The 12,026-nt window shown below is 51.0% G+C and carries 11 protein-coding genes and 1 pseudogene; 8 read left to right on the forward strand and 4 right to left on the reverse strand.

Annotated features, from left to right (window positions below; all coding sequences use genetic code 11):
• A pseudogene (locus tag PGS25_RS02095) lies at positions 1-198 on the forward strand (ABC transporter permease); the annotation flags it as partial.
• Positions 199-745: 547 nt separating this feature from the next.
• Here PGS25_RS02095 and PGS25_RS02100 read toward each other — a convergent pair.
• Positions 746-1,762, reverse strand: coding sequence for a LacI family DNA-binding transcriptional regulator (locus PGS25_RS02100; protein WP_118360290.1), 1,017 nt, complete (start codon positions 1,760-1,762; stop codon positions 746-748).
• Positions 1,763-2,062: 300 nt separating this feature from the next.
• Between PGS25_RS02100 and PGS25_RS02105 the strand changes: the two genes are divergently transcribed.
• A complete protein-coding gene (locus tag PGS25_RS02105) occupies positions 2,063-3,070 on the forward strand; it encodes a Gfo/Idh/MocA family protein (RefSeq protein WP_270417535.1) in 1,008 nt (335 codons plus the stop codon).
• Between the two features lie 96 nt (positions 3,071-3,166).
• Here the strand turns inward: PGS25_RS02105 and PGS25_RS02110 are convergent, their stop codons facing one another.
• Together PGS25_RS02110 and PGS25_RS02115 are read right to left on the reverse strand one after the other, a co-directional pair.
• Positions 3,167-3,769 (reverse strand): hypothetical protein, encoded by a 603-nt coding sequence (locus PGS25_RS02110; protein ID WP_117750901.1) that lies wholly within the window; start codon positions 3,767-3,769, stop codon positions 3,167-3,169.
• A 98-nt stretch (positions 3,770-3,867) separates the two neighbouring features.
• The gene (locus PGS25_RS02115; RefSeq protein ID WP_188885413.1) at positions 3,868-4,887 is read right to left on the reverse strand and encodes a Gfo/Idh/MocA family protein; all 1,020 of its coding nucleotides are present in this window, start codon (positions 4,885-4,887) and stop codon (positions 3,868-3,870) included.
• Positions 4,888-5,283: 396 nt separating this feature from the next.
• On the opposite strand from PGS25_RS02115, the gene PGS25_RS02120 reads away from it, so the two are divergent.
• Positions 5,284-5,622, forward strand: coding sequence for a hypothetical protein (locus PGS25_RS02120; protein WP_270417538.1), 339 nt, complete (start codon positions 5,284-5,286; stop codon positions 5,620-5,622).
• A 520-nt stretch (positions 5,623-6,142) separates the two neighbouring features.
• Complete coding sequence (locus PGS25_RS02125; protein WP_270417540.1) at positions 6,143-7,465, forward strand: hypothetical protein; 1,323 nt, start codon at positions 6,143-6,145, stop codon at positions 7,463-7,465.
• Positions 7,466-7,727: 262 nt separating this feature from the next.
• On the opposite strand, the gene PGS25_RS02130 is transcribed toward PGS25_RS02125, so the two are convergent.
• Positions 7,728-8,411 carry a recombinase family protein gene (locus tag PGS25_RS02130; protein ID WP_270417542.1) on the reverse strand — a complete coding sequence of 228 codons (684 nt, stop codon included), beginning with the start codon at positions 8,409-8,411 and terminating at the stop codon, positions 7,728-7,730.
• A gap of 234 nt (positions 8,412-8,645) precedes the next feature.
• Here PGS25_RS02130 and PGS25_RS02135 point away from each other — a divergent pair, with 234 nt between their 5' ends.
• The 4 genes from PGS25_RS02135 (at position 8,646) to grpE (ending at position 12,018) form a co-directional block, all read left to right on the forward strand.
• Positions 8,646-8,852, forward strand: a complete 207-nt coding sequence (locus PGS25_RS02135; RefSeq protein ID WP_270417543.1) for an excisionase — start codon at positions 8,646-8,648, stop codon at positions 8,850-8,852.
• A gap of 82 nt (positions 8,853-8,934) precedes the next feature.
• The gene (locus PGS25_RS02140) at positions 8,935-10,140 is read left to right on the forward strand and encodes a tyrosine-type recombinase/integrase (protein ID WP_270417544.1); all 1,206 of its coding nucleotides are present in this window, start codon (positions 8,935-8,937) and stop codon (positions 10,138-10,140) included.
• A gap of 275 nt (positions 10,141-10,415) precedes the next feature.
• Complete coding sequence (gene hrcA / locus PGS25_RS02145; RefSeq protein ID WP_270417545.1) at positions 10,416-11,462, forward strand: heat-inducible transcriptional repressor HrcA; 1,047 nt, start codon at positions 10,416-10,418, stop codon at positions 11,460-11,462.
• Positions 11,463-11,490: 28 nt separating this feature from the next.
• The gene (grpE, locus tag PGS25_RS02150; RefSeq protein ID WP_270417547.1) at positions 11,491-12,018 is read left to right on the forward strand and encodes a nucleotide exchange factor GrpE; all 528 of its coding nucleotides are present in this window, start codon (positions 11,491-11,493) and stop codon (positions 12,016-12,018) included.
• Positions 12,019-12,026: the final 8 nt, after the last annotated feature.

A 12,026-nucleotide genomic window follows, 5' to 3' on the forward strand; every position in this document is an offset into this window, starting at 1 on the left:
ATGGGCGGCAAGGGCACCATGGTTGGTACCATGCTCGGCGCGCTGATCATCGCTGTTCTGCGTAACGGCTTCTCCCTGCTGTCCGTTTCTTCGGCAGTACAGAACCTCGTACTCGGCCTGGTTATCATCGGCGCCGTACTGCTCGACGTTACCCGTGAGCGCATGGCTGCTAAGGCTCGCCGTCTGGCTGCTAAGTAATCAGTCCACGCATATCAAACAAAAAAAGAGTCGCTGTAAAGCGGCTCTTTTTTGTTGTGTAAATCGTTATCTGATTACTAAAGTATTGGGAATGGAAGCCAACCTTTGACTGGGGGGGCCAAAAGGATAGACACCTAAGGTTTCTATCCTCTTGGGACTCCATCTTCCTTTATTTCTTGGGTTGGCGCAGATCAGAGACCGGCGACCGCTTCGATATGGGGAACGGCAGTCGGGTTACCATTGCGTGTCTTTCGCAAACTATTCGCAGTTCACAGATAGCGTACTGCTACACATGCGGGTTATTCTTCACAAGCGCGACATAACAGTGTCGCGCAACTCGTTGGCTTGGATATTTTGCACGACACCTACGAATTGCACTCGTTATACCGTAGGGTGTGACGACTCGGCGCACCGCTTGTATCCGACCTGCACAATCTATCCCGTAGGGAGGCCATTGGCCACCCACACAACGGTAAACCGTCACGTCAATTTTCCATTCTCCATTATCAATTCTCAATTACTGCAAATCGCTAAATGCAATCTCTCGCTACAACATCTCCTGCGTGATCAACCGCAGATCGGTATAATACAGCTCACGCTTCGGCTTCACGCCGCGCAGCAGCATTTGATACATCGCCAGCACGGCGTGGAACGACTCCTGCGAGAATGACTGACCGATCACGAAATCCACCGTGCCGTCCCGCAGATACCGCTTCGCGGTGGGCGTGAGGTCGTTGCAGACGATATGCGGCCGGGTGGTGCGCCGCGCTTTTCGGATGCCCGCGATGCAGCCGGAGAGCGGCTGGCAGGCCATATAGACGGCGTGCAGGCGACTGTCGGCCTGAAGCGCCTGCGCGACGAGTTCGCCGGTGAGTTCAGGCATTTCGTTGGTTTCAATCACGCGGTAGGCATCTTCGGAGAAGCCTAGCTCGAGCAGACGGCGGCAAAAGCCGTCCACGCGGCCTTTGTGGGCCTCCATACGCAGATTTCCGGTGACAATGAGAACGTGCTCGGGCGGCCGGATGAGCCGCGCCATGACACCGGCGGCGATAGCGCCCGCGCGGACAAGATCCTGTCCGGCGTGGCACAGACGGCCGCTGTGCGGCACATCGGCATCATAGGTAATGACGGTCACGCCCTGCTGCACCGCCTGCTCGATGGCGGCGCGGACCTCGGGCGTATTTTCGGCGCGGATGATGAGCCCGTCCACGCCGGAACGAATCTGTTCGTCCATTGCGCGGAGCAGCTCCTGCATGGTCATAGTGCGCAGCGGCTGCTCGGTCAGTATAAACGCTGGATCAGCGATATAGCGCAGTGCCTTGCGAATGCCGCTGACGATTTGCCGATTGAAATGCCCATCCGTCCATTGCGGAATGAGAATAGCCGCTTGCCTGCAATCTGCCGATTTCGGCGGCACTGGAGGCTGGTAGCCGAGTTTTTCTGCGGCACGGACAACTTTTTCGCGTATCATCGGATTGACGTTGGGGCGTCCGTGCAGCACACGGTCCACCGTGCCGCGCGACACACCGGACAGCTCTGCGATTTTTTGTATGGTAACTGCCATTGACACATTCTCCTTTTCTACTTCAAAGTATAGGGGAGAGCAGCGCTGACGTCAAGTATAACTACGCACAGTGCACAATCAAAAATGCACTGTCATCTGCTTTTGAGCCTTCATTTTGCCATAAATTTGCGGTGCTTTTTTAGGCAGGCTACCAATGTTTTGGTGGGACGGTTGACCGTGACGGCGGGATTGCGGTACAATGTATGCAATGAAGAAAAAAAGTGTGAAAAAACGCGGGAATCCGCGAGTATTAACGAGATTTTAAGTGATTATTCTTGCTGTTAAAAGGAGAGGATCAGCATGCTGAATATTGGTGTTATTGGCTGCGGCGCAATTGGCCGCGATCACATTCGACGCCTGACGGACATTGTTCCGGGCTGTCAGGTTGTTGCCTGTGCAGACTATTTTGAAGAAGCTGCGATTAAGGTTGCAGCGCAGTATGAAGGCATGAAGGCATACAAGACCGGCGAGGAGCTGATCGCAGCACCGGAGGTGCAGGCGGTCGTTATCACCTCGTCCGACCCGAGCCACGCAGGCTATGTGCTCGAGGCTCTCAAAGCGGGCAAGCAGGTGTTCTGCGAGAAGCCGCTAGCGCAGAACGCAGAGGACTGCGAGAAGATCATCGCCGCAGAAACCGCGCACGGCAAACGTCTGTTGCAGGTGGGCTTTATGCGCCATTATGACCGCGGCTATGCCGAGATGAAGCGCATCATCGACTCCGGCGAGCTGGGTGCACCGCTGATGATTCACGCGTGCCACCGCAACGTGTCTCAGCCGGACGGCTTCCAGACAGAGATGGGCGTTTCCAACGTTGCAATCCACGAGCTGGACATCTGCCGCTGGCTGCTCGGTGACGAGTATAAGAGCGGTCAGGTGCTCAAGGTGCGCCAGTCCGTGTGCTCTACCAAGGGTTATGACAACCCGCAGATCGTGCTGCTGGAAACCCAGTCCGGTGCGCGTATTGACGTAGAGGTTCAGGTTGCGGACGCTTACGGTTATGACATCCAGTGTCAGGTCGTCTGCGAGAAGGGCACAGTCAACCTGCCTGATCCGTATGCGGTTGTCAAGCGCTCGAACGCAACCCGTTCGTTCCCGATCCTGACCGACTGGAAGGACCGCTTTATTGAAGCCTATGACATTGAGCTGACCCATTGGGTCAAGACCCTCGAGGAGAAGGGGGAGCCGGATGGTCCGTCCGCATGGGACGGCTACGCTGCCTGCGTTGCAGCAGACACGCTCAACCGTTCCCGCGGCACGAATCAGTTCCTGCCGATCGAGATGATGGATAAACCTGCTCTCTACAAATAATCTCTCATATAAAAGAAAAAGGACCGCTTAGGCGGTCTTTTTTCGCGTTTGCAGAAGTATTTGATATCTTATGGGCGACATGATCTCGTGCCGCAGTTATGCAATCTCGCTCTTGCGAGCGGCGCGGACGAACAGTCCGAGCACGATCAGGCAGAAACACTTAGAAAAGAGCGAAATCGAGGTTTTGAGCGCGCTGTCCAGCAGGACGGCGGCAATATCGCAGATCAGCGGCACGAAAAAGCACAGTCGGATCAGGCGGGACGGATAATCATAGCCGCGTTCCGCGCGAAGCGCCTCCAATCCGGTATACAGAAAGAACTGGGAAACGTACAGGCAAATCACGCCCGCCATGACTACCAGACTCATCACCGTGATGACCGCGGCAGAGTTATAGGGCGGTCGGTCGGTCAGCGCTATCAGAAGCGAGATCAGTCCGACAACGGCTGCGCAGACGCTGATAATGTTGACAGTGAAGGCGCGGTGCAGACGGTCGGACAGCTTGCCGAGTTGATAGAACGGATAAAACTGTGCGACTGCGGCAGCGAGTGCGAGAATATTAGATAACGTGATTTGACCGGCTTCACCGCTGAACAATACGACCGGCAGGTCGATCACGCTGAACAGCACATTCAGAGCATTGAACAGCCAGAACAGCAGCAGCCAGCGGTACGCGGGAGCATTGGGGTTAGCATTCGTCATAGACTCTACCTCCTTGCCATTATCATAGCAGAGAAGATGAAAATATGCAAGAAAAAGCAGAGTCTTTCGGCTCTGCTTTTGTGCGATTTTACAATATATTAATACTGTACCTGAACCGGCTTGCCGGAGTGGAACGAATCCGTAATCGCGTAGGTAACGAGGGTTGCCTTGGTGCCGTCGTAAACGGTCAGCTCGGGCTTGCGGTCCTTCTGGATGCAGTCGATGAAGTCCACCATTTCGAGCAGGTAAGCCTCTGCGAAACGCTGCGGGAAGTTCTCGACGATCTCCTGACGGGCACCGTACTGATCGTAAACCATTACACGGTCCTTCCACGGTACACCGGCTACGCGGATATGCGCTTCGGTGCCGACGATCTCGGTCTCGGTGTGGTAGCCGTGCGGCGCAGTACGGCCAACGTGCAGGAAAGCGACCGTGCCATTGTCAAACTTGAGCATTGCCATGCCGGTCTCGGTGTCACCGTTCTCGGCAAACTCGGGGTGCTTGAAGTTGGTGCCTGCGGCGTAAACCTCGGTAACCTCACCGCCGAGGAACCAGCGCATCAGGTCAATGTCGTGCGAAGCCGCGTCAATGAAGATGCCGCCCGAGGTCTTGGAGAACTTGATGCAGCTCTCGACCAGTGCTTCCGGGTCCAGGCCGGTAGCCTTTACCAGATACGGCTTGCCGATGCGGCCTGCGTTGATCTGTGCCTTTGCATCCGCGTAGGACGGATCGTAGCGGCGCATAAAGCCAAGGAAGAAGATCTTGTCCGGGTGACGTTCAACGGCAGCCTCAGCGCGCTTGCACTCCTCAAGCGAGCAGCCGAGCGGCTTGTCGGTGAAGACGTGCTTGCCTGCATCGAGCGCGTACTCGATCATCCAGCAGTGCTCCGGAGAGGAGGAGACGATAACGACAGCTTCGATGTCTGCCTCATCAACCATTTTCTTGTAGTCCGTGGTGGTGTACTCTACCTTGAGGTAGTCCTTTGCCCAGTCCAGCTCCTTCTGCACGAGCGAGCAGGCAGCGACCAGCTTGCAGCCGGGAATCTTGAACGCGAGATTCTGCGCGTGTACCGAACCGAGACGGCCCAAACCAACGATGCCAACTTTGATTTCCTTCATGTTTGTTCTCCTTTTTATAGAGCGGATTTTCTCTCTACGGCAATCGAACGATTGCCTGTCTCTCTCATAATAATTTTATCACTGTGTGAACGCGAACGCAAGGAAAAACGACCAAATCAGAGCATTTTTCATACGGTGAAAATTGGCATTTCAGCACTCGGCAGACGAGTGTGATAAAATTCCGACCATCATTTCATAAATTGATAACAAATAGTACACTTTGAGGAGTGGATAGAGTTCGCAAAATGATGTCATTCGAGCGGAATGCATGATTAAAACTACTGAAATGTTATCAATATGAAAAATCAGTACATCACAAGTACAACATTTGACCCGAAAAGCCCCGAAATGACACCGAAAACCCAATCACCCAACGGAAAAACAAAGGAGAAAATCATGGAATTTGAAAGACTAACATTCCCGACGCTGGAAAGCCTGCTGGTTCATTTGAACAGAGGGTATTTCACCAGTATGCAGATGAACTTTCCCTCGAAAGATGCGGCCAGTCGAGTAGATATATCTCTTGTAGTAGGGCCTTTTGAAATTATCGAGGACGGCGTTGCTTTTATCATTGACCCGTTCTGGGAGAGTAAGATTGTGGTAAAAGGCGAATTTGCATGGGCAAGCGGGCGTTTCTTTCCAGAGGAACGGATTGAGTATATCACTGTGAAGTTCGCAGATCAGAAACCTTTTCAGCTGACTATCTTTCTGGCTGATGATGATGAAGATCTTTAATTAAAAAATAACTGCGACTGATGTGCGATTTTTCACGCATATCAGCCGCTTTTTGCTGCCTATATAATGACTTTGGTTGCAGATTGTGAATAATGCACAATAAATGAATTAAAAAATATGTATAATTTGGCGTCTCTCTGAGCCCGATTTTGTATAGTAGGTAGTGTGAGGCAATCACAGGAACGCTAAAGCGCCGCACAATCGTCTTTGAGGTGGCTGTGCGTATTCTTTGACGAGTGACCATCAGAAACGATTCTGGGGCATTCTGAGCCAATTTAGAAAGAGGGTGAAAATATGATTCGGTTATTCAAAATAAAAATACCATCAAGTATGTGATAAGTCAAGTGGTTTGATTCGTGCGCTCGAGAGAAATTCAAGAAAACCTAAATTTTTTATCGAGAAGCACGTTTTTCGAAACTTCGGAGAGTTGCAAAAAGCTGTTTTCCGAAAAAATCGGGACGAGCCAGAAGGGGTAATAGAGGTTTTGGAAACTTTTTATCAATTTTAAGGGAGACTTTTAATGAAAAAAGCGGAAATCAAAAAATTATACGGCGGAAAGCATTCGTGCGGCCTGCATACGTTGCAGGTGCAAGCGAAATATCTCCCGCTCGACTATGCGGATTATAGCATTTTCTGGGGACACAAGCAAGGTGCAGCGCGGCAGACAAACGAGGTGCAGCCACAGTTCACGGAGAAATTCTATCGCTATCAGCTTAACCCCTCTATTCGTGCAGCGGGCACACGTTATACTCTGTTGTCTGGGCGTGACTTGGCAACTACAATCGCCGATATGACAGAGAGAAATCCGTACTATGTTGAACGGGCTGACTTTGCCTTTGACAGCTTTACACACTCATATGATGAACTGCGCCGTCTGAATAAAGCGGTTCGCTGGCTGGTGATTGATAGATTCAGCCTCGATAACAACGGTATTACCATGGACGAGGACGGTTCTGTCAAAAGTATGTTCGCAAAAAGTCAGTCACCGTCCATCACTGGCAAGCCCAAACGCCCTTTTGAGAATGAGTGCTACGACAAAACCAAACAATATCCGAACTGCGGCATATATGCCCGCTTGGAACTTCGGTGTCTGGATGCTGGCGGCACGATTGAAGAAGCGGCGCGGCGAACTATTTCCATGCTGGGTGAACTGCTGACGGAGGATAGCTACAACCGGTTGATCGAATATCACAGCAACATACTGCGTGACCAGTGGCATAAGGGCGTGAAACGCTCTGAATGGCGTACATGGTTTTGTGAACACCAATGGTATATTTTCTCTCTGGAACAGTTTCGCGCGATTGTGGGCGAATTGACAGGTAATAACGGGGAATATGCGGTAAAGCGGTATAACGACAGCTGTACGGGTATGCCGTGGAAGAAACTCACCAGTGTTACGCTGATTAGTCGGGATAAGCTGAGTGCGTATATTGAACGGCTGCAAGCCTGTCTGCGTGCTTGGCTGGCTGATTATCTGCGTGGGCTGTCTGATGTGCAACGAGCGGGCGAGGATGAACCGGATAACGCCTTTGATGCAATGAGCGACACAGAGATTGACTATCTGGCTGCACTGGCGGCAGAGCGTGAGGAACGGCAGAGGGAGAGCCAACAAGCCTTTCTGGAATACATGGAAGAATTGAACGAGGAAGACCCTGCATTTACCTGCTGGCTGTATGAACAGGAATGGTTCAAGGAAATTGTGGAATCTATTGACGGCGGGAAGTATCTCGGAGAGGAACAACTAAATCGCCCTCAGTGTATATGCTCGTTTGGTTTTGGAAATCCTGAAACGCTCGAGGAAATGTGCAACTTCGATGCGGAGATAGATAGCTTGATGGATTGAGAACACAGGGAACAATGCACTTTTTACTGCTTTCTGCATTTTCGGGTGAGAGCGTTCCCCCTAATATAGTGTTTCCTCTTATCTCTCCCACTGTCTTTTGATTATTTGATTGATGAAAAATCAGTCTTTTTCCAGTGCCGCGCAAGCGGTACTGATAAGCCAGATGCAATGCTGTACCTATCGCGATACTGTAACGTTTCGTTACGGTATTCTGGGTGAAACTAACACGAGCACAGGGCGTTCCGGAGCAAAGGAGAGGGCGTTAGCCCTCTCCCTCTGTCAGTTCTCGTTTGTATTTGTAATAGCTGTTGCGGCTGATACCAGCCAGCTTGATAACCTCTGGGTCGGACAAACTGCCGCCGAACTCTTTAGCGTGCTGCTTGATAATCTGCTTGGCTGCGATGCTCTTTTTGGTAGTCAGCTTCGCGCCCTTGGGCTGGCCTATCTGCTTGCCGTTCAGCTTGGCGGTCTTGATGCCCTCACTCGTGCGCTGATGCAGGTCTTTGACCTCTTTCTCTGACTGGTCGAACGCAAGCTGTATCTGCTCTTTAGCGAGTGCAAGCATGAACTGTTCAACTGCATCCAGCAGTATATCGACCTTGGTATCTGTCTTGGGGAGCGATACGCTCATAGCCGCGCGATAGGTGTCTGTGTTGATGTGCGGCTCTTTGAGGAACACCAGCGTTACACCTCGGCTGTACAAGTCCTCGTAGGCGGCATAACCATCGACAGCATCACGGCTCATGCGGGATACGCTGTCAAAAACGATGGTATCACCCTTGACCACTCTGGCCAGCAGCCGTGACCACTTGGGGCGCTCAATCTTGGTGCCGGTGTAGGCTTCACTGACCAGAACCGCATCAGGATAGGCGGCTTTGATGTTGCGTTCCTGCCGCTCGATATTCTGTTGGGGCGTTGATATGCGGCAATAGCCGTAAATACTCATGCTCTGTTACCTCCTGTATCATAAGTGACGTTCGTTAGATTTGGCATTATCTACACTCTCAATATAACACGGACTTTAAGCAGTGTCAACAGGAATTTGGTACAAATTACGATGACCTCACTTTTGGTATAACGGTAACGGGCACGATTTGCACTTTTCACACCTGCCGCCTGCACACGAGCGGGCGAGTAGATGTATCTCACTCAACCAATTAAAAAGGAGAAGATTCACAATATGACGAATAAGAAAAACATTACACCGATTTGGGAAAGTCCTTTGCTAAATGTAGAGGAGGCTTCGGACTATTTTCGCATTGGGATGAACAAGATTCGAGAATTGACCGATGGAAAGAATAACCCCTATGTGCTGTGGATTGGCACAAAACGCATGATTAAGCGGGCAAAGCTGGAGGAGTATTTGATGGAGTGTTATTCGGCGTAAAAATTCGTGCAATCCAGCCCCAACTATGTTATACTGTTGCTGTCATATTTGGGGCTTTTCAGCAGGAAAGGAGATAAAACTATTGGCTGGAAAGCGAAAAGACAAAAACGGCAAAGTCCTCGAAAAGAATGAGAGTCAACGACCGAATGGACTTTATCAGTATAGCTATACTGACCCGTATTCCAAAGAACGCAAGTATCTGTATGCAAAGACACTTGAAAAGCTGCGCGAGAAAGAAAAAGAGCTGTGGAAGAAACTTAACAGCGGCGTTGATTATAACTCTGCGAATATTACGGTGTATGAACTGGTTGAACAATATATCGACCATCTGGAAAGCAGACGAGATACCACAATCAAGAATTACAAAGCACGCTTGAAAATGGTCGAGCAAGAGCCTGTCATTCACCAGAAAATTATGGACGTTAAAGTTTCGAGCGTGAAAAATCTGATTGGCAAAATGCACAAGGACGGCAGAGCCTATAAGACTATCACAAGTGTTATTGCAGTGTTAAAAGCGGCTTATAATATGGCGATTGAAGATGAGGTTATCGTGCGTAATCCGTTTGGAATCCGAATGAACAAAGTGCTTGAAAACGATACAGAGGAACGCACACCGTTGACAGCAGAGGAACAGCGGAACTGGCTGACTTTCCTGTGGAACGATGAAACGTATTCTAAGTATTTTGATATGTTCGCGCTGCTGTTGTTCACAGGCGTTCGTGTAAGTGAACTGTGCGGACTGACGGTATCTGATTTGGATTTTGAAAATCGGAGAATCTTTATCAACAAGCAGTTGAAAAAGCGCGAGGGAAAATACTTTATTGACCTGCCAAAGACCAAAGCGGGCAATCGCAGTATTGGAATGAATGACAACGCCTATTATTGTTTCAAACATCTGCTGGAAAACCGTAATGCACCGATGGAAGAACCTGTGGTAGGTGGATATAGCGGTTTTTTGTTCTTTACACAGGATGGAAAACCGATGGTAGGCGAGAACATTTCTTCTAAAATGGCGTGGGCTGAGAAGAAGTATAACAAGCAACACCCTGATAATCAAATCACGCACGTTTTCCCGCACCGATTCCGACACACGTTCTGCACGGAATATTTGGACAAGATGAGCCTGAAAGAACTGCAAGCAGTAATGGGGCATGGAACACCCACTCAGATTTTGAACGTATATGGACACGCAAATAAGGAGCTGGCTGCTGAAAAGATGGCAAAATCGCAAAATATCATTGATATTAGCACTCTCCGTGCCACAGCGCAAAAGAAAATGCGAGGATAAGCACACTGCACAGTACATCACAAGTACAACATTTTCGCGTGAAAGTGCGTGAAGATATGTGAAGAGTGCTAAAAACTGGATTTTCAAAAGTGGCTGAAAACCCTGCTTTATGCCGTGAACAGCCTTGTTTTAGTGCGAAAGGTACGAGGAAAGGAATTAAAATTTTCATAAATTGTTCACAAACAGCACTTGACTTTGTCCGTATGTGGTGGTAAATTAAGTTTAGCACTCGGGGAGATGGAGTGCTAACAACCGAAAGAAAGGAGTCTGCTTCGGTGGAGCTTTCGGAACGTAAAAAGCAAATACTCAAAGCCATTATCGGCGATTACATCCGCACGGCTGAGCCGGTCGGCTCCAAGGCATTGACCGAGGGACACGAGCTGCCGTTCTCGTCCGCCACCATCCGCAATGAGATGAGTGAGCTGGAGGACATGGGCTACCTCGAAAAGCCGCACACCTCTGCGGGACGAATCCCCTCACCGCAGGGCTATCGACTGTATGTGGATGAACTGATGGAGCGTCCGACCGACAATGCGGAGGACGGAAACGCACTGCAGAACAGCGTGCTTACCAAGGTACGGGAGCTTGACCACCTCATTCAGGAGGCCGGCAAGCTGCTCACCAGTCTGACAAATTACGCGTCGGTTGCTATCACACCGGCCATGACACAGATCGCCATCCGGCAGTTTGAGATCATCGCAGTCGATAAGATGAATTTCGTAATCGTAGTAGTTACGGATTCGGGTACGGTTAAGAACAAAATGGTCCGCACGGTGGCTGAGGTCTCCAAGGATGAGGCCGAGCTGCTCACCTATGTACTCAACCAGACGCTGACCGGACTGCCGCTCTCTAGCATCACCGCCGAGCGATTCGACATTGTGCGCCGCGCCGCGGGATTGACCGCGCTGCTCGCTCCGGTGGCCGAGTACATCGCAGAGCTGATCACCGAGCTGAGCGACCAGAAGGTTTACCTCGACGGTGCCAGCAAGCTGCTTCGTTTTCCGGAGTACCGCGATACGAAAAAAGCACAGACGCTGCTCGATTACATGGAGGACGACCGCAAGCACCTGCTGCCGGCCACCCGCAAGATCGACGGCATCCAGTTCTTCATCGGACCGGAAAACGGTGAAAACCCGCTGAGTGAAACCTCGGCGATCTACGCAAAATACGATATCGGCAAGATCGGTCAGGGTGCGATCGGCATCGTGGGTCCGACCCGCATGGATTACGCCAAGCTGTCCGCACAGCTCAGCCGCTTCGCAAAAGGGCTGAACAAGCTGATTGCCGAGACATTTTTAGATGAAAAAGACGGAAATCATTGATTTCCTGCAAACGGAGGCACAAAACGACATGAGCAAAAAGACAAAGCCGGAGGCGGAAGAGCAGGAGCAGGTAAAGACCGAGGCTCCCGCAGAGGAGACCGCCAAGGCTGAAGCAAAGCCCGCGACGGACTGGGAAGCCAAGTATAACGACCTGAACGACCGTTATCTCCGCATGGCGGCGGAGTACGATAACTTCCGCAAGCGCAGCCAGCGCGAGCGTGAGCAGGCGTACACCGATGCCGTCAGCCGCGCCGTAACCGCACTGCTGCCGACCTATGATAACCTCGAGCGGGCGCTCAAGGCAGAGACCGCCGACACCGAATATAAAAAGGGTGTCGAGCTGACCATGACGCAGCTGACCGAAAGCCTCAAGGGCATTAACGTCACCGTCATCGACGCTGCCGCAGGCACCGCATTCGATCCGAACTTCCACAACGCGGTTATGCACGTTGAGGATGAAAGCCTCGGTGAAAATGTCATCGCGGAAACCTTCCAGCAGGGCTTCCAGATCGGCGATAAGGTTATTCGCCATGCGATGGTGAAGGTTGCAAACTGATTACTAAC

The sequence above is a fragment of the Butyricicoccus sp. AM78-15b2TA genome (assembly GCF_027665985.1).
Taxonomy (GTDB): Bacteria; Bacillota; Clostridia; order Oscillospirales; family Butyricicoccaceae; genus Agathobaculum; species Agathobaculum butyriciproducens.

Bases quoted from the DNA above. Each gene is read 5' to 3' on its own strand.
- PGS25_RS02100 (WP_118360290.1), bottom strand. From the start codon at position 1,762: ATGGCAGTTACCATACAAAAAATCGCAGAGCTGTCCGGTGTGTCGCGC.
- PGS25_RS02105 (WP_270417535.1), top strand. From the start codon at position 2,063: ATGCTGAATATTGGTGTTATTGGCTGCGGCGCAATTGGCCGCGATCAC.
- PGS25_RS02110 (WP_117750901.1), bottom strand. From the start codon at position 3,769: ATGACGAATGCTAACCCCAATGCTCCCGCGTACCGCTGGCTGCTGCTG.
- PGS25_RS02115 (WP_188885413.1), bottom strand. From the start codon at position 4,887: ATGAAGGAAATCAAAGTTGGCATCGTTGGTTTGGGCCGTCTCGGTTCG.
- PGS25_RS02120 (WP_270417538.1), top strand. From the start codon at position 5,284: ATGGAATTTGAAAGACTAACATTCCCGACGCTGGAAAGCCTGCTGGTT.
- PGS25_RS02125 (WP_270417540.1), top strand. From the start codon at position 6,143: ATGAAAAAAGCGGAAATCAAAAAATTATACGGCGGAAAGCATTCGTGC.
- PGS25_RS02130 (WP_270417542.1), bottom strand. From the start codon at position 8,411: ATGAGTATTTACGGCTATTGCCGCATATCAACGCCCCAACAGAATATC.
- PGS25_RS02135 (WP_270417543.1), top strand. From the start codon at position 8,646: ATGACGAATAAGAAAAACATTACACCGATTTGGGAAAGTCCTTTGCTA.
- grpE (WP_270417547.1), top strand. From the start codon at position 11,491: ATGAGCAAAAAGACAAAGCCGGAGGCGGAAGAGCAGGAGCAGGTAAAG.